This window comes from Streptomyces sp. NBC_01669 (genome assembly GCF_026339735.1).
GTDB lineage: Bacteria > Actinomycetota > Actinomycetes > Streptomycetales > Streptomycetaceae > Streptomyces > Streptomyces yanii.
Window position 1 is genome coordinate 5,200,037 of sequence record NZ_JAPEQG010000001.1, and the last position, 20,905, is coordinate 5,220,941.

The 20,905-nt window shown below is 70.2% G+C and carries 18 protein-coding genes and 1 pseudogene; 9 read left to right on the forward strand and 10 right to left on the reverse strand.

The genetic code is table 11. The features are described 5' to 3' along the window. Positions 1–102 precede the first annotated feature (102 nt). Positions 103–1,059, reverse strand: coding sequence for an HAD family phosphatase (locus OG972_RS23350; protein WP_266984453.1), 957 nt, complete (start codon positions 1,057–1,059; stop codon positions 103–105). A 158-nt stretch (positions 1,060–1,217) separates the two neighbouring features. On the opposite strand from OG972_RS23350, the gene OG972_RS23355 reads away from it, so the two are divergent. The 7 genes from OG972_RS23355 (at position 1,218) to OG972_RS23385 (ending at position 10,900) form a co-directional block, all read left to right on the forward strand. Next, positions 1,218–1,493, forward strand: coding sequence for a glutaredoxin family protein (locus tag OG972_RS23355; RefSeq protein WP_266984455.1), 276 nt, complete (start codon positions 1,218–1,220; stop codon positions 1,491–1,493). 272 nt (positions 1,494–1,765) lie between these two features. After that, positions 1,766–2,539 carry a redox-sensing transcriptional repressor Rex gene (locus OG972_RS23360; protein WP_266984457.1) on the forward strand — a complete coding sequence of 258 codons (774 nt, stop codon included), beginning with the start codon at positions 1,766–1,768 and terminating at the stop codon, positions 2,537–2,539. Next, entirely contained in the window at positions 2,536–4,038 is a 1,503-nt protein-coding gene (locus OG972_RS23365; protein WP_266984459.1) for a glutamyl-tRNA reductase, read from the forward strand. The genes OG972_RS23360 and OG972_RS23365 overlap by 4 nt, the downstream gene beginning before the upstream one ends. Continuing rightward, entirely contained in the window at positions 4,035–5,021 is a 987-nt protein-coding gene (gene hemC / locus OG972_RS23370; protein WP_266984461.1) for a hydroxymethylbilane synthase, read from the forward strand. Before OG972_RS23365 ends, hemC begins: the two co-directional genes overlap by 4 nt. After that, positions 5,018–6,685: a bifunctional uroporphyrinogen-III C-methyltransferase/uroporphyrinogen-III synthase gene (locus tag OG972_RS23375; protein ID WP_266984463.1), complete on the forward strand. Its 1,668-nt coding sequence runs from the start codon at positions 5,018–5,020 to the stop codon at positions 6,683–6,685. The genes hemC and OG972_RS23375 overlap by 4 nt, the downstream gene beginning before the upstream one ends. 126 nt (positions 6,686–6,811) lie before the next feature. Beyond that, on the forward strand, positions 6,812–7,810 hold the full coding sequence (gene hemB, locus OG972_RS23380) for a porphobilinogen synthase (RefSeq protein ID WP_266984465.1): 999 nt from the start codon (positions 6,812–6,814) through the stop codon (positions 7,808–7,810). Between the two features lie 246 nt (positions 7,811–8,056). After that, entirely contained in the window at positions 8,057–10,900 is a 2,844-nt protein-coding gene (locus OG972_RS23385; protein ID WP_266984467.1) for a PDZ domain-containing protein, read from the forward strand. A gap of 45 nt (positions 10,901–10,945) precedes the next feature. Here OG972_RS23385 and OG972_RS23390 read toward each other — a convergent pair whose 3' ends face one another. The 7 genes and pseudogenes from OG972_RS23390 to OG972_RS23420 all read right to left on the reverse strand — a co-directional run bounded on the left by OG972_RS23390 (position 10,946) and on the right by OG972_RS23420 (position 17,429). Further along, a complete protein-coding gene (locus OG972_RS23390; RefSeq protein ID WP_266984469.1) occupies positions 10,946–11,752 on the reverse strand; it encodes a DUF4253 domain-containing protein in 807 nt (268 codons plus the stop codon). Positions 11,753–11,803: 51 nt separating this feature from the next. After that, positions 11,804–12,463, reverse strand: a complete 660-nt coding sequence (locus OG972_RS23395) for a 1,4-alpha-glucan branching protein (RefSeq protein ID WP_266984470.1) — start codon at positions 12,461–12,463, stop codon at positions 11,804–11,806. 24 nt (positions 12,464–12,487) lie between these two features. Further along, complete coding sequence (locus OG972_RS23400; RefSeq protein ID WP_266984471.1) at positions 12,488–12,679, reverse strand: DUF397 domain-containing protein; 192 nt, start codon at positions 12,677–12,679, stop codon at positions 12,488–12,490. Next, positions 12,676–13,068 (reverse strand): annotated as a pseudogene (locus OG972_RS23405) (DUF5753 domain-containing protein); the annotation flags it as partial. The pseudogene OG972_RS23405 and the gene OG972_RS23400, both read right to left, overlap by 4 nt. A 187-nt stretch (positions 13,069–13,255) precedes the next feature. Further along, on the reverse strand, positions 13,256–14,605 hold the full coding sequence (locus tag OG972_RS23410) for an MFS transporter (protein WP_266984472.1): 1,350 nt from the start codon (positions 14,603–14,605) through the stop codon (positions 13,256–13,258). Positions 14,606–14,676: 71 nt separating this feature from the next. Continuing rightward, a complete protein-coding gene (locus OG972_RS23415) occupies positions 14,677–16,332 on the reverse strand; it encodes an amidohydrolase (protein ID WP_266984474.1) in 1,656 nt (551 codons plus the stop codon). A gap of 197 nt (positions 16,333–16,529) precedes the next feature. Continuing rightward, positions 16,530–17,429, reverse strand: a complete 900-nt coding sequence (locus tag OG972_RS23420; protein WP_266984476.1) for an Lrp/AsnC family transcriptional regulator — start codon at positions 17,427–17,429, stop codon at positions 16,530–16,532. A gap of 219 nt (positions 17,430–17,648) precedes the next feature. On the opposite strand from OG972_RS23420, the gene OG972_RS23425 reads away from it, so the two are divergent. Next, complete coding sequence (locus tag OG972_RS23425) at positions 17,649–18,629, forward strand: C-terminal binding protein (protein ID WP_266984478.1); 981 nt, start codon at positions 17,649–17,651, stop codon at positions 18,627–18,629. Continuing rightward, positions 18,626–19,399, forward strand: coding sequence for a class II aldolase/adducin family protein (locus OG972_RS23430; protein ID WP_266984480.1), 774 nt, complete (start codon positions 18,626–18,628; stop codon positions 19,397–19,399). Before OG972_RS23425 ends, OG972_RS23430 begins: the two co-directional genes overlap by 4 nt. A 77-nt stretch (positions 19,400–19,476) precedes the next feature. Here the strand turns inward: OG972_RS23430 and OG972_RS23435 are convergent, their stop codons facing one another. Next, complete coding sequence (locus OG972_RS23435) at positions 19,477–20,190, reverse strand: hypothetical protein (RefSeq protein WP_266984482.1); 714 nt, start codon at positions 20,188–20,190, stop codon at positions 19,477–19,479. Positions 20,191–20,274: 84 nt separating this feature from the next. Then, the gene (locus OG972_RS23440; protein ID WP_266984484.1) at positions 20,275–20,448 is read right to left on the reverse strand and encodes a hypothetical protein; all 174 of its coding nucleotides are present in this window, start codon (positions 20,446–20,448) and stop codon (positions 20,275–20,277) included. Between the last annotated feature and the right edge of the window lie 457 nt (positions 20,449–20,905).

Consider the following 20,905-nt stretch of genomic DNA (forward strand, 5'->3'; position numbering starts at 1 on the left):
GGCGCGGCCGGGCGTGGCCCGGCCCCCCCGAGGCGGGGGGGCCGGGCCACATGGTCGGTGCGTCGGTGCGTCGGTGCGTCGGTGCGTCCGCGGGGCAGCGGGTCAGCGGCGGCGGCGGTGCAGGGCGACGGCGGCCGCGGTGCCGCCCGCGAGGGCGCCGACACCGGCGGCGGCCGGGATGCCGACCTTGGCCGCCTTGCGGCCCGTGCGGTAGTCGCGCAGCCGCCAGTCCAGGGCCCGGGCGTGCTTGCGGAGCTTGGTGTCCGGGTTGATCGCGTACGGGTGTCCGACCAGGGACAGCATCGGGATGTCGTTGTGCGAGTCGCTGTACGCCGCGCAGCGCGCCAGGTCGAGGCCCTCGGCAGCGGCCAGGGCGCGGACCGCCTCGGCCTTCGCGGGCCCGTGCAGCGGTTCGCCGACCAGGCGGCCGGTGTAGACACCGTCGACGGACTCGGCGACCGTGCCGAGCGCGCCGGTCAGGCCGAGGCGGCGGGCGATGATCGTGGCCGTCTCCACCGGGGCGGCGGTGACCAGCCAGACCCTCTGTCCGGCGTCGAGGTGGGCCTGGGCGAGGGCGCGGGTGCCGGGCCAGATGCGGTCGGCCATGTACTCGTCGTAGATCTCCTCGCCGATGGACATCAGCTCGGAGACGCGGTGGCCCTTGACGATGGACAGGGCGCTGTCGCGGGCGTCCTGCATGTGTTCCGGGTCCTCGACGCCGGCCAGTCTGAACCAGGCCTGCTGCCAGGCGAACCGGGTCAGCTCGCGGCGCTGGAAGAACTTGCGTTTGTACAGGCCGCGGCCGAAGTGGAAGATCGCCGCGCCCTGCATGACGGTGTTGTCCAGGTCGAAGAAGGCGGCGGCCCGTTCGTCGCCGACAACCGGGAAGGCCGGTTCCGGTTCCTCGGTCGTGGCGGGGGCCGTGCCGGTGGATCGTCCGGCGGGCTGTTCGGCGGGGAGTGACGACTTCCGCGCTGCCTCGGCTGCTGCCTCGCCTGCCAGCACGCTCCGTGCTGTCGCGGAACGCCTACGGGGTGTGAGCCATCCAAGAGCGGCCATGTCGTGAGCATAGCCAGTCCGTTCGGCCTTTCCCGACGTGCCGGGATGCGGTGGCGTGAACTCTCGGGGACCGAATTGTTAAACGGGCGATTCCGGGCGTAACGGATCGGCGCCCGACAGGCTCCGGAAACGGCGGGCGGGCGGCGCAGAATAAAGACATGAGTGCCTTGTTGCGTCGCACGAAGAAGAAGCCCGCGGACCGTGTCGTGACCCTGGTCGGGAAGCCCGGTTGTCACCTCTGTGACGACGCGCGGCTGGTGGTGAGTGAGGTCTGCGAGGAGACCGGCGCGTCCTGGGAGGAGAAGGACATCACCCAGGACGAGGAGCTGCACCGGGAGTACTGGGAGCAGATTCCGGTCGTCCTCATTGATAACGAACAGCACACGTTCTGGCGGGTGGACCCGGCGAGGCTGCGCAGCGCACTGCTTTCCTGAGTGAAATCCGGTTACCATCGTGGGCGTTTTGAGTGGTCTCGGGGGTGTAGTTGTGAGGAGTGTGTACCGCCTTGCCCCCTTCGGGCCTGCAACGGGCTGATGCGATCCATGGTTCCGGGATCGCGCGACGGATGTGCGTGACCCCGGTCACTTTGACCGGACAAAACGGACACCATCTTTGTGCACGCGTTCACAAAGACATAGCCTGCATTCGACGGGGCGGTCTTGGAACATATGGCCGCCTGCAGCCCCGCTCATCCCGCAGGAGCACCGTGGCAACTGGCCGAACTCACCGACCGGCGACCCGTAGCCGAGGAATTCCCGAGGCCACCGTCGCCCGGCTTCCGCTGTATCTCCGCGCACTGACCGCGCTCTCCGAGCGCTCGGTCCCCACGGTCTCGTCCGAGGAACTCGCCGCGGCGGCGGGGGTCAACTCCGCCAAGCTGCGCAAGGACTTCAGCTACCTCGGGTCGTACGGGACGCGCGGCGTCGGGTACGACGTCGAGTATCTCGTCTACCAGATCTCCCGCGAGCTCGGGCTCACCCAGGACTGGCCGGTCGTCATCGTCGGTATCGGTAACCTCGGCGCCGCGCTCGCCAACTACGGCGGCTTCGCCTCCCGTGGCTTCCGGGTCGCCGCGCTGATCGACGCCGACCCCGCGATGGCCGGTACGCCCGTCGCCGGGATCCCCGTCCAGCACGCCGACGAGCTGGAGAAGATCGTCAGCGACAACGGCGTGTCGATCGGTGTCATCTCGACCCCGGCCGGTGCCGCGCAGCAGGTCTGCGACCGGCTCGTCGCCGCGGGCGTGACCTCCATCCTGAACTTCGCGCCGACGGTGCTCTCCGTGCCCGACGGCGTCGACGTCCGCAAGGTCGACCTGTCGATCGAGCTCCAGATCCTTGCCTTCCACGAGCAGCGGAAGGCGGGCGAGGAAGCCGTCGGCGGGAGCAGCGTCGACCCGGCCGCGCCGCCCGTGCGCGCCGCCACGGACAGCAGCCGGAAGGGACCCGACGGGGACGTTCCCGCCGTGATGCCGGCATGAGTCTTCTTGTCGTAGGGCTGAGCCACCGCAGCGCCCCCGTCTCCGTACTGGAGAGGGCCTCGCTGGCTGCCGGGACGCAGGCCAAGCTGCTGCAGGACGTCCTTGCCGCGGAGCCCGCGGCCGAGGCCGCCGTCCTGGCCACATGCAACCGCATCGAGCTGTACGCCGACGTGGACAAGTTCCACGCGGGTGTCGCCGAGCTGTCCACTCTCCTCGCCCAGCACAGCGGGGTGGGGCTGGACGAGCTCACTCCGTATCTCTATGTGCACTACGAGGACCGGGCCGTCCACCACCTCTTCTCGGTGGCGTGCGGGCTGGACTCGATGGTTGTCGGCGAGGGCCAGATCCTCGGCCAGATCAAGGACGCGCTGGCGCTGGGGCAGGAGCTCCACACCGCCGGCCGGCTGCTGAACGACCTGTTCCAGCAGGCCCTGCGGGTCGGCAAGCGTGCCCACAGCGAGACCGGGATCGACCGGGCCGGGCAGTCGCTCGTCACCTTCGGTCTGCAGCAGCTCGCCGACGGCGTCGATGTCGCCGTCTGGGCGAAGGGCAAGCGTGCCCTGGTGATCGGCGCCGGTTCGATGTCCTCGCTGGCCGCCGCCACGCTGGCTCGTACCGGTGTCGCCGAGATCGTCGTCGCCAACCGGACCCGGGCCCGCGCCGACCGACTCGTCGAGATCCTGCATCAGCCCGGCGGTACGGGAGTGACTGCCCGCGCCGTGGAGATGGCCGCGGTCTCCGACGAACTGACACGTGCCGATGTCGTCGTCTCCTGCACCGGTGCGACCGGTCTCGTGCTGACCGCCGAAGCCGTCGCCGGAGCGCTCGGGCTGCCCTTCGACGGGGCCGTCACCGCGCCCCCGGCGCCCGCCGCGCCCGCCGCCGACCTGGATCAGCACGCCGCGTGGGTGGAGAACGGCTCCGCCACCACGACCGTGCAGGTACAGGCCGTCCGCCGGGCCACCGTGCCCGCGCAGTCCCAGTCCGCCGGACCGGTCAGGCTCGCCCTGCTCGACCTCGCGATGCCGCGCGACATCGACGGCGCCTCGACGCGCCTCGACGGTGTACGCCTCGTCGACATCGAGTCGCTCGCCGAGGCGTCCGCGGACGCCCCGATGGCCGCTGATGTGGACCAGGTGCGCACCATCGTCGCCGACGAGGTCGCCGCGTTCGGTGCCGCCCAGCGCGCCGCCCACATCACGCCGACCGTCGTCGCCCTGCGCACGATGGCCGCCGATGTGGTGGCCGGCGAGATCGCACGGCTCGACGGACGCCTCCCCGACCTGGACGAGAAGCAGCGCGCCGAGATCACGCAGACCGTGCGCCGCGTCGTCGACAAGCTCCTGCACGCGCCCACCGTGCGGGTCAAGCAGCTCGCCAGTGAGCCCGGCGGCGCCGGGTACGCCGATGCGCTGCGGGAACTCTTCGACCTCGACCCGCAGACGGTCGCCGCCGTCTCCCGGGCAGACCTGAACGACCCGAATAGAGGGCGGTCATGACCGACAACTCATCCCAGCGCGCGCAGACCGACGCGCCGCTCCGGCTGGGCACCCGGCGCAGCAAACTCGCCATGGCGCAGTCCGGCCTCGTCGCCGACGCGGTCAGCGAGGTGACCGGGCGCGCCGTCGAGCTCGTCGAGATCACCACGTACGGAGATGTCTCCCGCGAGCACCTCGCGCAGATCGGCGGCACCGGCGTGTTCGTCGCGGCGCTGCGCGAGGCGCTGCTGCGCGGCGAGGTGGACTTCGCCGTCCACTCGCTGAAGGACCTGCCGACCGCGCAGCCCGAGGGTCTCGTCCTCGCCGCTGTGCCGGCGCGCGAGGACCCGCGCGACGCGCTGGTGGCGAGGGACGGGCTGACCTTCGAGCAGCTGCCGCCCGGTGCCCGCATCGGCACCGGTTCGCCCCGCCGCATGGCGCAGCTCAACGCGTACGCCCGCAGCCATGGCCTCGACATCGAGACCGTGCCGATCCGCGGCAACGTCGATACGCGTATCGGATTTGTACGAAGCGGTGAACTGGACGCGGTGGTTCTCGCCGCGGCCGGGCTCAGCCGCCTCGGCCGGACCGGTGAGGTGACCGACTTCCTGTCGGTCGACACCGTTCTGCCCGCTCCCGGCCAGGGAGCACTGGCGATCGAATGCGCTGCAACCAGCGCGGACCTCGCCGCAGCGCTCGCCGAGCTCGACGACCCGTACACCCGGGCCGCCGTGACCGCCGAGCGTGCCCTGCTCGCCGCCCTGGAGGCCGGCTGCTCCGCACCTGTGGGTGCGCTGGCCGACCTCCTGGTCGACGGACAGGTTGTCAACGAACTGCGCCTGCGCGGTGTCGTCGGTTCCACCGACGGTTCCTCGCTGGTACAGATGTCCACCACCGGTCCCGTCCCCACGTCGCCCGACGACGCGGCGGCCCTCGGTCGCGAGCTCGCGACCGAGATGCTTGCCAAGGGTGCGGCCGGTCTTATGGGGGAGCGAGCACTTTGAGCCCCACCGGCCCCGCCGCATCCGACTTTCCGGTCCTGTCCGCAGGGCACGTCACCTTCCTCGGCGCCGGTCCCGGCGATCCGGGACTGCTGACTCTGCGCGCTGTCGAGGCGCTCGCGAGCGCGGACGTCCTTGTCGCCGAGCCGGACGTTCTCGGCGTCGTCCGCGGCCATGCGCGGGCAGGCGTAAGCACGCCCGAGCTGGCGGTTGTTGACGTGACGTCAACAGCCGCCGGGGTGCCCGTTCTCAGGGACGCGGCCAATCTTGTCATGGAGGCCGCGAAGGGCGGCAGGCGGGTCGTCCGTGCCGTCTCCGGGGACCCGGGACTGGACGGGAACACGGGTGCGGAGATGCTCGCCTGTGCCGCGGCCGGCGTGCCCTTCGAGGTCGTGCCGGGTGTCGCGAACGCCGTCGGCGTGCCCGCGTACGCCGGTGTGCCGCTGCGTGATGCGCAGGGCGCCGACGTCCGGTTCGTCGATGCGCGGACCGCGTCGGCCCGCTGCTGGGCCGAGGTCGGCGCGAGCGATGCCACGGCGGTCGTCTCGACGACGCTGGACTCGGTCGCGGCCGCCGCGGGCGAGCTGGTCTCGGCGGGCCGCAAGCCCGACACCCCGCTGACCGTGACGGTCGCGGGTACGACGACGCGCCAGCGCACCTGGACGGCGACCCTCGGGACGATCGCCCAGGTCCTGAAGCAGGCGAAGGTCCTGCCGTCGCCGGACGGGCACCAGCCGGTCATAGCCGTGGTCGGTGAGCGCAGCTCCGCCGCCCAGCGCGACCAGCTCTCGTGGTTCGAGTCCAAGCCGCTCTTCGGCTGGAAGGTGCTCGTGCCGCGGACGAAGGAGCAGGCGGCGTCGCTCTCCGACCAGCTGCGTTCGTACGGCGCCGTGCCGCACGAGGTCCCGACGATCGCCGTCGAGCCGCCGCGTACGCCCCAGCAGATGGAGCGTGCGGTCAAGGGCCTCGTCACGGGCCGCTATGAGTGGATCGCCTTCACCAGCGTCAACGCGGTCAAGGCGGTCCGGGAGAAGTTCGAGGAGTACGGGCTCGACGCCCGTGCCTTCGCCGGGATCAAGGTTGCCGCGGTCGGCGAACAGACCGCCGCCGCACTGATCGATTTCGGTGTGAAGCCGGACCTGGTGCCGTCCGGTGAGCAGTCCGCCGCCGGTCTGCTGGAGGACTGGCCGCCGTACGACCCGGTCTTCGACCCGATCGACCGCGTCTTCCTGCCGCGCGCCGACATCGCCACGGAGACGCTCGTCGCCGGCCTCATCGAGCTGGGCTGGGAGGTCGACGACGTCACCGCGTACCGCACGGTCCGCGCCTCGCCGCCGCCGTCCGACACCCGTGAGGCCATCAAGGGCGGCGGTTTCGACGCGGTGCTCTTCACCTCGTCGTCGACCGTCCGGAACCTGGTCGGTATCGCGGGCAAGCCGCACAACGTGACCGTCATCGCGTGCATCGGCCCCGCCACGGCGAAGACCGCGGAGGAGCACGGCCTGCGGGTCGACGTGCTCTCCCCGGAGCCGTCGGTGCACAAGCTGGCCGAGGCGCTCGCCGAGTTCGGCGCGCAGCGCCGGGAGGCGGCGAAGGAGGCCGGTGACCCGGTGACGCGGCCGAGCGAGCGGCGTCCGGGTGCGCGCAGGCGTCGTACGACGACCTGACCGGCCCGTTCGGGAGTGTTCAGGGGCTCGGTTGCTTCGGCGGCCGGGCCCCTGCCCGTTCTCCGGTCCGTTTTTCCGGCACGGGTGTCGGTAAGACGGTGATGTGTACGGGTCTATCGTCGAAGGATGACTGTGTACGGAAACTTCCCCGGCTCCCGCCCCCGGCGGCTGCGGACGACCCCGGCGATGCGACGGATGGTCGCCGAGACACGGCTCGACCCGGCGGACCTGATCCTGCCCGCGTTCGTACGCGAGGGCATCACGGCGCCCGTCGCGATCTCGGCCATGCCCGGTGTCCAGCAGCACACCCTGGACACCCTGCGGAAGGCCGCGGTCGACGCGGTCTCGGCCGGGGTCTCCGGGATCATGCTCTTCGGTGTTCCGGCGGACGAGAAGAAGGACGCCCGGGGGACGGCGGGCACCGACCCGGACGGCATCCTCCAGGTCGGTCTGCGTGCGGTGCGCGAAGAGGTCGGTGACGACCTCGTCGTCATGTCGGACCTGTGCCTCGACGAGTACACGGACCACGGTCACTGCGGCGTCCTGACCGCCGACGGCCGCGTCGACAACGACGCCACCCTTGAGCGGTACGCCGAGATGGCCCAGGTCCAGGCGGACGCGGGCGCCCATGTGGTCGGCCCCAGCGGCATGATGGACGGCCAGGTCGGCGTCATCCGTGACGCGCTCGACCAGACGGGCCACGAGGACGTCTCGATCCTCGCTTACACGGCGAAGTACTCGTCGGCGTTCTACGGGCCGTTCCGTGAGGCGGTCGGCTCCTCGCTCAAGGGCGACCGCAAGACGTACCAGCAGGACCCGGCGAACACCCGCGAGTCCCTGCGCGAGCTGGCGCTCGACCTCGAAGAGGGCGCCGACATGGTCATGGTCAAGCCGGCCGGCCCGTACCTGGACATCCTGGCGAAGGTCGCCGACTCGGTGGACGTGCCGGTTGCCGCGTACCAGATCAGCGGCGAGTACGCGATGATCGAGGCCGCCGCCGAGAAGGGCTGGATCGACCGCGACGCGGCGATCATGGAGAGCCTGACCGGGATCCGGCGCGCGGGTGCGCAGATGATCCTGACGTACTGGGCGACGGAGGTCGCGCAGCGGCTCGGGGGGCGCTGAGCGGACGCGTTCTCGAAGCGGCCCGGCCCACGGAATCCCCGTGGGCCGGGCCTTCGTGTGTTCGGGCGGAGCTCTTCCGGAGGCTCTGTTGCGATCCGGGGCGTCCCAACCTCTTGACGGTCATCCGATGTATTTATAGCTTTCGGCGCGGTAATCCCTGTACAACTCGCAGAAGTTGGGCGCAGACATTGGATGCCTGACTTCCCTGGAAAGCCGACCCGACGTGACCGTCGATGAGGAGTGCCCATGCGCACCGTCCCAGGCCTGTGTCCCGGCCGCCGAACCCCGGCCTCAGCGCTGACTTCCGTCGTGGCCGTCGCCGCGATGGGCATCGGGCTGGTTGTACTGCCCGTCGCCCCTGCCGCCGCCCGGAGCGGGGCGCCGATCGTCTTTCACGTCTCACCCACCGGCAGTGACAAGGCCAACGGGTCGGCGGCCAAGCCGTTCCGGACGCTGGAGCGGGTTCAGAAGGCCGTCCGCACATCGCTTCGTACGGCGGTGCGTCAGGGGAGACCGGTCGATGTCGTGGTGCACGGCGGTACGTACCGAGTGCAGTCCACGCTGAGATTCGGCGCCGCCGACTCGGGTACTGCGAAAGCCCCGGTCCGCTATGTCGCGGCGCCCGGCGAGCGCGTCGTCATCAGCGGCGGCCGCTCTCTCGCACCCCAGTGGCGCTCCTACTCGGGCGCCGTCGAGGTCGCCGACATCGGAGCCGGCCTCGACTTCGACGGGCTCTTCCTCGACGGGGAGCGGCAGACGCTTGCCCGGTACCCGAACCACGACCCGGACACGGCGATCCTCGGTGGGTACGCATCCGACGCCATCTCCGCGCAACGCGTGGCCCGTTGGAAGAATCCGACGACGGCTCTCGTGCGTGGTCTGCACAACGGCATGTGGGGCGGGAACTCCTTCAAGGTCACGGGCGTGAAGGCGGACGGCACGCCGGACCTTGACTGGGTCGGTGACAACAACCGGGGCAGCGGTCTGCACGGTACGTACCGCATGGTCGAGAACGTCTTCGAGGAGCTCGACGCGCCCGGCGAGTGGTTCTACGACAAGCCCGCCGGGAAGCTCTACTTCTATCCCCCCGAGGGCGTCGATCCCGCGAAGGCGCGTGTCGAGACGGCAGAGCAGAACGAGTTGATCCGAGTGGAGGGCAACGGTCCGGGCGATGCCGTCCACCATCTGACCTTCTCCGGCTTCACCTTCACCCAGACCCATCGCACGCTGTTCAACCAGCCGTACGAGAAGCTCCAGCTCGGCGACTGGGCATTCGCGCGAGCGGCTGCGGTTCATCTGAAGAACACCGAGAACGTCGTGGTGAGCGACTCGCACTTCGACCAGGTGGGCGGCAACGCGGTCCTCGTCGACGGGTACAACAGCCGTGACGCCGTCTCGGGCAATGAGTTCAGCCACTCCGGAGCCTCCGATGTCGCTGTCATCGGCAGCCCTGACGCGGTCCGTGAGCCGTCCACCTGGGACAGCATGCGCAGGACCATCAGCGACACCCGGCCGGGACCGAAGACGGAGAACTACCCCCGCGACGTCAGCATCCGCGACAACTACATGCACGACAACGGTCAGTTCGAGAAGCAGACCTCCGGCGTCCAGATATCGATGAGCCGTCACGTCACCGTCGACGGCAACACCATCCACGACGGTCCCCGGGCATGTGTCGACATCAACGACGGCACGTGGGGCGGGCACCTCATCGAGAACAACGACATCTTCAACTGCGTGAAGGAGACGTCCGACCACGGGCCGTTCAACTCCTGGGGCCGCGACCGCTTCTGGCCGCTGACCGCCGACGACGCGACGAAGAAGTCGTACGCAGGACTCGACGCCATGGAGACCACCGTCATCCGCCACAACCGGATCCGGCACTCCTCGCACTGGGACATCGACCTCGACGACGGCAGCTCCAACTACCTCATCGAGGACAATCTGCTGCTCAATGGCGGGGTCAAGCTTCGTGAAGGCTTCCACCGGACCGTACGCAACAACGTGTTCGTCAACGGCGGCGCGCACTTCCATGTCTGGTTCGCGGACAGTGGCGATGTCGTCGAGAAGAACGTCTTCGTCACCGACACCCCCTACAGCCTGATCCAGGTCGACATGGCCCGGAGCAAGCCCGTCATCAACGACAACCTGTTCTGGAACAACGGGAAGACCGTCCAGGGGCTCGGCGACGCCTGGCGCGCCCAGGGGCTGGACACCCGGTCGGTGATCGCCGACCCGAAGTTCACGGGCGCCTCCCCCTTCGACGACCCGAAGAAGCTCGACTACACCGTCGGGTCCGATTCGCCCGCGCTGGCGCTCGGCTTCCGCAACATCGCGATGGACGGCTTCGGTAAGGCCGGTTCCCCGACGCCGCCGCCGCTCGCCTGGCCCACCGTGCCTCCCGCCACCGACACCCTCGACGCCTTCCCGGAACCGCTGCTGGGCGCCCCGGTGACGCGGATCCACTCCGACGCGATCAAGTCCGCCACGGGCCTGACCGACACCAACGGTCTGCACCTGGCCTCCGTGCCGAACACCTCGGAGGCCTACCGGCAAGGGCTGCGCGCCAATGACGTCATCAGAGAGATCGGAGGCCGCCAGGTCACCGACCGCAACAGTTTCTGGCTCGTGTACAACCAGGCGGCTCCCGGCACCGACGTTCCGCTGAAGGTCTGGCGCAACCAGGCAACGGCCGACGTGACCCTGCGCAAGCCCGTCGGCGGCGAGCAGATCAACAACACCTCGGGGGTTGTGTACACGGGCACCGGATGGGACTGGAAGAACAGCTCCCGGGGCGGGGCCGGTGGATGGGCCGACGACGTGCATGCCACGCAGGCCGCGGGCGACTCCTTCGAGCTCGCCTTCAACGGCACCGCGATCGACCTCATCACCCAGGTCAACACCGACGAGGGCGAGGTCGAGCTCTTCCTCGACGGCCGGTCCGTCGGCACGGTCGACAACTACAACGCCACTCGCGTGCACCAGAAGACCGTCTTCAGCAGGACCGGGCTGACACCCGGAATCCACACCCTCAAGGGCGTCATGAAGACGGGCGACTACATGATCGTCGACAGTTTCAGGATCCACTAGCGGGAGAGGGGGCCGGGACCTCGCCCCAGGTCCCGGCCCCGGCTCTCAGTCCCACCAGAACGACCAGGACTCCTTGCCCAGCACGTACTGGTCCGCGTAGGCGCGCAGGGTGTCCGGGGTGTTGTGGGCGATGTTGTCCGGGCAGAACGCGAAGTGCTCGGCGGCGACCGCCACCGCCTCGTCGACGGTGGTGGGCGGTGTGGCCACCGAGACGGTCAGGTGGTCGAAGCCGAGCGCCACGACCCGTATGCCGAAGCGGTCCTCCCAGGACCGGAGCACCGCGCAGAGCCGCGCCACGTCGTTCTCGTAATTGAGCGGGCCCGTCCAGCCGATCGCCGCCGGTATGTCCGCGCTGCGACGGGTGGGCACCAGGGCTGCGCGGGCTCCCGGCATCCTGCTGTCCTCGGCGGTGAGCCGGGCGGCGATCACGGCGGCCCGTTCCTCCGCGTCGACGGGGTCGCTCACGGGCGGGTGGGATGCGAGGCCCGGCCAGTCCGGGCCGAACGGGTCGATCGCGGCGCCTTCGAGCTCGTCCTCCGCGTACTCCTCCCAGAGTTCGCCCAGCACCTCTTCGGCGTCGTGGTCGCCCGGGTACGACGTCATACCGGGGCTGAGCTCCCACTTCTCGGGCCACTCACCGCGTGTCCCGCCGTCAAGGAGGACGGGGAGCAGCCCGACCGCCCTGCCTTCGGCGAGCAGCCGCGGCCAGGTGTCCGGGGCCGCGGGCCCGTCCGCGTACCAGAGCAGCGGTTCGTGCCACGGGCCGTCGTGCGTCTCGTCGACCAGTGTGCCGGGCGGGAGTTGGAGCCCGGAGGTGGCCAGGGACGGAAGCGGGTTCGGGAGCGTCGCCATGACCGCGACTCTAGACGCGGTCACTGACAGCGGTGGGGCGCGGGCCTTGGACTACGGGTGTGCGTGAACGACGGCGAACGCGGTGCGAGCCGTGGTGCCGTCGGGCATCGGCGCGTCCGCGGTGACGTGGCCGAGTACCTGCCCCTCGGTGTCCTGACCGGGCTGGAGAACGCGGTTGATGTGGATGGTCAGGCGGCGTCCGTCGGATGCTGTCTCCACGAGGATGTCCGTACCGTCCGGGTCGTCGCTCACGGTCGTGGAGGCGATCGGCGTCGTGACGCCGGACTCCGCGAACCAACCGCTGACGGAAGGGTCGGGGGTGTCGCTCGTGCTCTGCATCTGCGGCTCTGCCTCGCCTACGATCAGCGCGAACAGCTGGGCGACGAGGACCGGGTCACGCGTTCCGTCGTACACCCACCGCTGTCCCAGCACCCCGTGCTGGGTGGTGCCGATGAGCGCCGCGTCGGCGCCCGCGATCGGTGCGCCGCGATAGCTGAACGGCACCTGGTACGTGACCGGCTGGTCCCCCGACGTGTCGGTGACCGCCATGAACTCGATCCCCACCTCGCCCTTCGGGTCGTCCAGTCGGAATCCGCCGGCCTTCACCAGCTCGGGTTGTCCCTTGCCGCGGTACCAGGGCTGCGCGGGCAGCCAGCCGGCGAGGAGTTCCAGCTTGGTGGGCGTCAGCGTGGTGTGGTGGATGAAAGCCATGGCGGTGGTATCCCTCCCGTGGGCTCAGACGAGTCGCCGGCCGGCGGCGAAGCCGGCGAAGGCCGACCAGGCGGCGGGGGCGATGGTGAAGATGGGGCCGTCAGGGTTCTTGGAGTCGCGGACGTGGACGGCGGTGGGGTGGGTGGCTACCTCGGTGCACTCGCCGCCCTCGCTACCGCTGTAGCTGGACTTGAACCACTCACGTGCGGTGCTCATTGCTCTCCTAGCAGCAGGTTCAACAGGCCCTTTGTGTCCTCGGTGTTGAGGGCCTGCGTCCGCAGCATCGCATATTTCTGCGCGAGGATGCTGACCTCATTCGGATCAGAGATGAGCTGGCTGCCGCGCTGTGTTTCCGTGTAGGCGATGCGCTGATAGTCCGGTGTTTCCACCAGGATGAAAGGTCCGTCGAGCGCCGCGTGATTCGTCCGGGCCAGCGGCATGACCTGGAGCGTGAAGCCGGGGAGATCGGCGCATGCCCGCAGGTGGCGGAGCGTCTCCTCGTACACGACTGCACCACCCAGGGGAGCCAGCACGACCCCTTCGGAGATGATGAAGCTGGTGGTCGGAGGGAGTTTGCGACGCAAAATCTCCTGACGTTCCAGCCGGTTGCCGACGTGGAAGGGGGTCCCCCCTGGCCCTTAAGGCCTTGGGGGAGGGCGTGCCGGGAGGGGCACCAGTGCTGTGGCCGTATGGCTCGACCGGGTCCGTCCGGTTCCGTTGTGTCCTCGATCGCCGGACGGGCTTGAAATTCAAGGCCGTCCGGCGATGGAGGACACGGTGTGGCCGCAGGTCCTACGAGGCGGCCTGTACCGCCTGCCGGGCCGGGTCCGGCGTACGGTCGTCGGACGATGGCGTGCCGAGCCGGTGCAGGCGCGACGTGCAGACGATGCCGATCGCCGAGATCACCATCAACATGACGGCCGGCGGCCAGTAGTGGCCGCCCGCGGCCGCCGCGAGGGAGACCGCGGCCAGCGGTGCGAGGCCGCCGAAGATCATGTTGCAGATCTGGTAGGAGAGGGAGATGCCGGTGTAGCGGACGTGCGCGGCGAAGCCCTCGACGAGGATCGATGCGATGGGCCCGTACAGCGCGGACATCACCAGGCGCATGGCCAGCATCATCAGCCAGATGAGGAAGACGCTGCCGGTGCCCAGCACCATGAACTGCGGCACGGCGAGGACGATGACGCCCGCGAGGCCGGCGATCACGACCTTGTGCGGTCCGACCCGGTCGGCGAGCCAGGACAGCCAGGGCGTGACGAGGAGTTCCAGGAAGGCGGCCAGGGTGAGGCCGTTCAGCAGCATGGACTCCGACAGGTGAAGGTCCCCGGTTCCGTACGAGAGCAGGAAGCTGGTGACGACGTAGTAGCCGCCGGTCGCGGTGGCCAGTGCGAAGACGCCGATGAGGACCGTCCGCCAGGCCTTCTGGAAGACCTCCACGACGGGCAGCTTGGCCGCCCCGTCCTCCTTCGCCTCCTGTTCCTTGCGCACCTCCTCCATGACCGGGGACTCCTCCAGCTTGACCCGGACGATCAGGCCCACGACCACCAGCACGGCGGAGGCCAGGAAGGGCACGCGCCAGCCCCAGCTCATGAACGCGTCGTCGCCGAAGAGGTTCATCAGGCTGAAGGCGCCCGTGGAGAGCAGTGCGCCGACGGATGATCCGAGTTGGGCGAACGATCCGAAGAAGGCGGCCTTGCCGCGCGGGGCGTTCTCCACGGCGATCAGTACCGCGCCGCCCCACTCCCCGCCGATGGCGATGCCCTGGACCAGGCGCAGCACGATCAGCAGGATCGGGGCGAGCGCGCCGACCTGGGCGTACGTGGGCAGCAGGCCGATGGCGAAGGACGCGACGCCCATCATCACCAGCGTGATGACCAGGGTCTTCTTGCGCCCGACGCGGTCACCGATGTGTCCGAAGACGATGCCGCCGAGCGGGCGCAGCAGGAAGCCGATGGCGAAGGTCGCGAAGGCGGACAGGGTCCTGAGGTAGGGCGACATGTCCGGCGGGAAGAACACGTCGTTGAAGACGATCGCCGCTGCGGTGGCGAACGCGTAGAAGTCGTACCACTCGATGGAGGTCCCGGCCAGTGCCGCGACGGCGGCTCTGTACGGGCTCTTATCGGTGCTGGGCTGCGGGGACATGGGGCCTCCGGGGGCGGGAGGGGCGGCGGGGAAGGGGTGGGGCGAGCGGAGAGAGGAGCGGAAGGGGTGGGTCAGCGGCCGGGGGCGGACCAGGCGCGGGTGCCGCCGATCCAGGTCTCGCGTACACCGATGGAGGCGAGTTCGGCCGGGTCCGCGGTGAGCGGGTCGCTGTCCAGGACGACGAAGTCGGCGAGCATGCCCGGGGCCAGGGCGCCCACGGCGTGTTCGCGGTGCAGGGCGCGGGCGGCCGACTCGGTGTGCGCGCGCAGCCCGTCCGCCACGGGCATCTGCAGCGAGGCGTCGCCGAGGACGGTGCCGAGGACGGTGCGCCGGGTCGCGGCGGCGGAGACGGCTTCCAGCGGGGCGGGCGGCGCGACGGGGGCGTCCGAACTGAAGACGACGGGGACGCCCGCGGTGAGGCAGGGGCCTGCCGGGTTGTAGCGGTGGCCGAGGTCGCCGACGGCGGTCAGTGTGCCGTCGCCGGTGCGCAGGTGGTGCTGGGGCTGCATGACCGGGATGACGCCCAGCCGGCCCATGCGGGCGATCTGTTCGTCGGTGGGCAGGCCCGAGTGCTCGATCCGGTGGCGCATGTCGGGGCGCTCCCGGTCGGCCTGTGCCTTCTCGATGGCGTCGAGGACCATGCCGATGGCGTACGGGGACTGGGCGTGCGTCGCGGTCTGGAGGCCGGCGCGGTGGGCGCGGGCGACGATCTCGGCGTACTCCTCCGCCGAGTGGTACAGCTGCCCGTGGTGGCAGCAGTCGGCGGCGTATCCCTCGGGGAAGTACGCGGTCCAGCCGCCGAGTGTCCCGTCGGCGTAGAACTTGACGCCCTGGACACGGAACAGGTCGTCGCCGAAGCCGTTCACCACGCCCAGGTCGAGCGCGGTGTCGAGGAGGGCGGAGGTGAGGTAGGCGGAGACGCGCATGCGCAGGGAGCCGTCGGCGCGGGCGCGCAGATACGTCTCCATCTCGCGGCGGGACGCCTGGGCGTCGCCGACGGTGGTGACTCCGGCGGCGAGGAAGACGTCCTGGGCGCGCTGGAGGTGGTCGGCCATGATGGCGTCGGGCTCGGAGAGGTGGAAGTTCGGGCCGTGGTTGCCGATCTTCACGCCGCCGGGGCCGGTGAGCAGGTCGCAGGCGGCGTCCCAGAGTTGGCCGTCGGGCTCGCCGGAGGTGAAGCGGCCGATGCTGCCGCCCTCGGGGTCGGGGGTGCCCGCGGTGACACCGCAGGTGCGCAGAGTGTGGGAGTTGACGACGCCGCCGTGGCCGGAGGCGTTCATCACGTACACCTCGCGGTCGGTGGCGACGCGGTCCAGGTCGTGGCAGGTGGGGTGGCGGCGCTCGGCGAGCCGGCGGTGCTCGTAGCCGAAGCCGCGCACGGGGACTCCGGCGGGCAGTTCGCGGGCGGCGTCGGTGAGAACGGCGACGAGCGTCTCGATGTCGGGTACGCGTTCGGGGCGGCAGTCGACCCAGGCGAGCGCCTGCCCGTACATGACCGGGTGGCAGTGGGCGTCGACGAATCCGGGGTGGACGAGGCCGCCGTCGAGGTCGAGGACGTCGTCGGCGCGGCCGCCGAGCGCGGCGCGGGCGTCTTCGGCGGTGCCGACGTGGGCGATCCGGCCGCCGCGGACGGCCAGCGCCTCGGCGCGTACGGAGGTGCCGGGCGCGGCGACGGCCGCGCCGGTCACCAGGAGCGTGCGGTCGGCGTCGTCGAGGGGGTGGTGCATGAGGGGCCTGCTTTCGACCGGGGGACGTCCATGAGGAGCCGTACGTGCGGAGAGTCCGCAACGGCTGATTCGTTCGCATGGACGATATGCAGCAGACGATGCCTTGCCTAGACCCTTCACTCACAAATTTTTCGGAATGTGATGGCGGGTTTTACTTACGTATCGTCCGGCGGGCGATCGCAGGGAAGGGTTTCTCGTCAGGACGGGTGGTTGGTGAGGTCGTAGCGCTCCTTGATCAACTCCAGGTGGATCCAGCTCTCCACTGCGCGCACGCCCGCGCAGGCCCGCATGTCCTCCAGCGTGTCGCGCACCGCCGCGAGGGACTCCGCGCTGATCGTTCCGACGAGCTCCGCGCGCCCCATGCAGGCGGAGAGGAACGAGACCCGGTCCCAGGCCGCCAGGCGTCGGGCGACCGCATCCCGTTCGCCGTCCAGCCGTACGGCGAACCCGCACAGGAAGCCCAGCCCCAGCAGCTCCGGGCGCACCAGTGCGAGCACCTTGGCGACACCGCCGTCGAGGAGGCGCAGCGTGCGGGCGCGGGCGGCGCCGGGTGAGAGACCCACGCGCTCGGCGAGTTCCGCGAAGGGCAGCCGCCCGTCGCGCTCCAGCTCGTCCAGGATCAGCCGGTCCGTCTCGTCCAGCTCCGGCACCTCGGGCCGGCTCGCCAGCAGATACGGATCCTTGAGGTGCTCCAGGGAGATCAGTGGATCCACCACGTCCACACCCTTCAGGGAGCGGATGGACTCCACGGCCCGGTCCAGTTCGGCCAGTCCCTTGGTGCGCAGTTCCGCCATGATGGCGCGGCTGCCCGCGGTGAGTGTGACGAACGGTGCCTGCGGCATGGCGGCGATCGTGCGGGCCACCGGCTCGGCCGGGCCGGTCGCGCCGATCGACAGGTGGGCCGATGCGGTCAGCTCCCGTACGGCGGGATGCACGACGGCCACCACCCGCACACCGCCCCCCGCGAGCAGCCGCTGCACCCGGGCGCGGGTGGCGGGACGGGAGAGGCCGACGCGCTGCGCCAGCGTCTCGTACGTCAGGCGGCCGTCCGTCTGCAGTTCGCGGACGACGGCCAGATCGGTGTGGTCCAGATCCACCTGAGCGGTTCCCCTCGGCTCGACAGCCCGGGGCGGGTGCGCCCGGGGCGGGGTCCATTCTCGAACACCGGGGTTCGGGGTCCGGACCCGGACGGCGTGCATCGCTGACGATCGCATCACCATCACTGGACAATTCTCTCGGATGAAACGTAGGTTCTGCGCGAGTGTGGCGAACGAATCATCATCGCGTGACGCTCTGAGCAACTTGAGGAGGATGGGATGAGCCGGCCCCTGGTGGTGTTCACGGACCCCGAGGAACTCGACGTCGGTCCGGGTGTACGACTGCTGACCGACGCGGGATTCGACACGCGCGTCGTCGGCAGCCGCGACCCGGACGCGATCGCCGCCGCCGCGCGTGACGCCGTCGCGCTGATCGTCGGCTACGCGCCCGTGGACGCCGCGCTGCTCGACCGGCTCCCCGGTGTCGGGATGCTGGCCACCATGTCCGCCGGGTACGACATGATCGACACGGCGCAGGCGCGGGGTCGCGGGCTGTGGGTGAGCAACCTTCCGTACGCCGCGACCGAGGACGTCGCGGTGCATGCGCTCGCCAGTGCGCTCAGCCTGGTGCGCGCACTGCCCCAGGCGGACGCCACCGTGCGCGGTGGCGGCTGGAACACCGAATTCGCCGCACTGCCGCGCAGGGCGGGGGAGTTGACGCTCGGACTGTGGGGATTCGGACGCATCGCGCGGGTCCTGGCCCGGATCGCGGCCCCCGTCTTCGGCCGCGTCGCCGCGTACGACCCGCACGCCGACGCGGCCGGGTGGCCCGACGGTGTCGAGCGGCTCGGCCTGGACGAACTGGTCGCCGGCTCCGACGTACTCTCCCTGCACACACCGCTGACTCCGCAGACCCGCGGCATGGTCGACACGGCGCTGCTCGCCCGGATGCGGCCCGGCGCCTTCCTCGTGAACGTCGCCCGCGGCGAACTCGTCGACACAGCGGCCCTGCTGGCCGCCCTGGACAGCGGACGGCTCGGGGCGGCAGCACTGGACGTGTTCCCGGTCGAACCCCCGCCGCTCGACGACCCGTTGCGCAGCCACCCGCGCATCCAGCTGTCCCCGCACAGCGCCTATCTGTCCGACGCGTCGCAGCGGGCTTACGTGTGCGCACCCGCCGAGAACGTCATCGCCTGGCACCGCACCGGGCGACCCCTCACCCCCGTGGTCGACCCGACCCTCGAAGGAGCCCCCTCATGACCGACGTGCAGACCGCCGACGCAACTGTCGATGAGGAGACGCGACTGCGGCGCGAACTCGCCGCCGTGTACCGGCTCGTGGCGCACTTCCGGATGACCGACCTGATCTTCACGCACATCTCGCTGCGGCTTCCGGGGCCCGATCACCACTTCCTCATCAACCCCTACGGTCTCCTCTTCGAGGAGATCACCGCCTCCAACCTGGTCAAGATCGATGTGGCGGGCAACCCGGTCGAGCCCACCCCCTATCCGGTCAACCCCGCAGGCTTCGTCATCCACAGCGCGATCCACGCCGCGCGCGAGGACGCCCACTGCGTGCTGCACACCCACACCAGGGCCGGCTGCGCCGTGGCCGCACAGCGCGACGGGCTGCTGCCGCTCAACCAGATGTCGATGGAGTTCTACAACCGCGTCGGCTACCACGACTACGAGGGCGTCGCCCTCAACCTCGACGAGCAGAAGCGCCTGGTCGACGACATCGGCACCCACCCGGCGCTGATCCTGCGCAACCACGGTCTGCTGACGGTGGGAGAGAGCGCCGCCCAGGCCTTCCTGCGTATGTACTACCTGGAGAGGGCCTGCGAGATCCAGGTCACTGCCCAGGCCGGCGGCGGACCGCTGATCGTCCCCTCTCCCGAGACCTGCGAGTACACCGCCCGTCAGCTCGCGGGCGAGGCGGACGCGGACTTCCAGGACGACGGGGCGTACGACCTGGCCTGGGCGGCGATGCTGCGTCTGCTGGACCGGGTGGCGCCGGACTACCGGGACTGATCCGGAGGATGTGGGGGGCCGGGGGAGGGGGAGCAGGGGCCGGGGCCGGTGGCGGGGCTGCTCCCCGGTCGTGTGGGTCAGAGCTTCTTGCCGCACAGGACGCGGTCGTTCCTGGCCGGGTCGGAGTCGAAGATCGGGTTCTCGGTGAACACGGCGTCGGCTTTGTAGTCGCACGGGTCATTGAAGCCGCCCACGAACCCGTCCTCAACGATCTTTATGATCTTGTGGGTCGCTCCGTCCTTCTTGCCCTTGGTCCGGCAGGCGGCCTCCGTGATCACGTCCCCGTCCTTCGACCCGCCGCTCACGCAGTCGCCGACCTCGATCCCCGGGCCGCCGGGCTCGCCGGGGTGCGGAGGCTTCAGGTTGCGCATGCAGGCGTAGCCCTCACCCGTCGCCTGTGTGCCCTCCAGGACGGCGAGACTGACCGGCACATCGATCGCGAAGTCCGTGTAATCCAAGCAGCTGGTGCCCGATAACGGCTCGGCGTGGCCGGTGTTCATCCGGTTGGTCACCCGTGCGACGGCCTCGGGGTCGTCGCACGGGACCTCGCGGTAGACATCCGTCCGGCCGGGTTCGGGGGCGGCGCACTCGTTGATGGCAAGGAACTTCGCGCCGTAGGACGGGTTCACGCTCGGGGTCGGCGAGGAGGTGCTGGACGCATTGTCCGACGCGCGGTATCCCGACGCCTGGCCGCAGCTGGTGATCAGCACCAGCGATGCGACTGCGGCTGCGATGGCTGCCGCTGTCCGTATGTTCGACGTTGTTGGTCTGCCGCCGCCTTTGGCCCGCACGCTGCCTCCTTCAGGTTTCGATCTTCGATCCTACGAGCTACTCCCCTTGGCAGGAGGCGAGTTGAAGGTTCAGCGGGTGCGGACTCAGTAGGTGAGGGCGTCGGCCATGTCGCTCTGCCAGTAGGTGACGAAGCCCTTCTCGTCCCGGTAGGTGCCGGCCGGGAGCGCCAGCTCGTCCGGAACGGTTCCCGTGGAGCCCGACGGGTCCTTCGCGGAGAAGTGCACCGTGAGACGGATGCCCTTGTGCTGGTCCTTCACCTCGGTGTCGCCGGTCCTGCCGGTGAGCCTGCCGCGGCGTGAGGCGGCCTGTTCGACGCGGAGCGCCTGCGGAGAGCCCGGCGCCAGTTCGCGCGGCCGGCTCGGGGCCGCGCCTTTACCGGGCGGGGCGGTCGAACGGGCTGCTGTTCAGGCAGAGTTGCGCATAGGCGGCGAGCAGGTCGAGGTCGTCGGGGAACGCGGCGAGCCCTCTGCGGTGGACCCGTTCGGCGAGATCGTCCTCGTCGTCCGCGTCTTCCGCCGCATGGGACCGCCCCCAGAACGGCGTAGAGCCCGGCGCCCGGCCCGCCCGCGTCCTGTGCCGTGCACCGGGCTTCGAAGAGCCGTCCCGCCCGCAACAGTGCTTCCGCTTCCGCGCGCGCCGGTCTGTCCTCTTCGCCGTCGACCTGCATGGGTCCGTCCCCCACCCTGTGACTGTTGTGTACGCGGCCGAACAGGT

What these genes read in the sequence shown, in the direction of transcription:
- OG972_RS23350 (WP_266984453.1), bottom strand. Translation starts at nt 1,059, where the DNA reads ATGGCCGCTCTTGGATGGCTCACACCCCGTAGGCGTTCCGCGACAGCA.
- OG972_RS23355 (WP_266984455.1), top strand. Translation starts at nt 1,218, where the DNA reads ATGAGTGCCTTGTTGCGTCGCACGAAGAAGAAGCCCGCGGACCGTGTC.
- OG972_RS23365 (WP_266984459.1), top strand. Translation starts at nt 2,536, where the DNA reads ATGAGTCTTCTTGTCGTAGGGCTGAGCCACCGCAGCGCCCCCGTCTCC.
- hemC (WP_266984461.1), top strand. Translation starts at nt 4,035, where the DNA reads ATGACCGACAACTCATCCCAGCGCGCGCAGACCGACGCGCCGCTCCGG.
- hemB (WP_266984465.1), top strand. Translation starts at nt 6,812, where the DNA reads ATGACTGTGTACGGAAACTTCCCCGGCTCCCGCCCCCGGCGGCTGCGG.
- OG972_RS23385 (WP_266984467.1), top strand. Translation starts at nt 8,057, where the DNA reads ATGCGCACCGTCCCAGGCCTGTGTCCCGGCCGCCGAACCCCGGCCTCA.
- OG972_RS23390 (WP_266984469.1), bottom strand. Translation starts at nt 11,752, where the DNA reads ATGGCGACGCTCCCGAACCCGCTTCCGTCCCTGGCCACCTCCGGGCTC.
- OG972_RS23395 (WP_266984470.1), bottom strand. Translation starts at nt 12,463, where the DNA reads ATGGCTTTCATCCACCACACCACGCTGACGCCCACCAAGCTGGAACTC.
- OG972_RS23400 (WP_266984471.1), bottom strand. Translation starts at nt 12,679, where the DNA reads ATGAGCACCGCACGTGAGTGGTTCAAGTCCAGCTACAGCGGTAGCGAG.
- OG972_RS23410 (WP_266984472.1), bottom strand. Translation starts at nt 14,605, where the DNA reads ATGTCCCCGCAGCCCAGCACCGATAAGAGCCCGTACAGAGCCGCCGTC.
- OG972_RS23415 (WP_266984474.1), bottom strand. Translation starts at nt 16,332, where the DNA reads ATGCACCACCCCCTCGACGACGCCGACCGCACGCTCCTGGTGACCGGC.
- OG972_RS23425 (WP_266984478.1), top strand. Translation starts at nt 17,649, where the DNA reads ATGAGCCGGCCCCTGGTGGTGTTCACGGACCCCGAGGAACTCGACGTC.
- OG972_RS23430 (WP_266984480.1), top strand. Translation starts at nt 18,626, where the DNA reads ATGACCGACGTGCAGACCGCCGACGCAACTGTCGATGAGGAGACGCGA.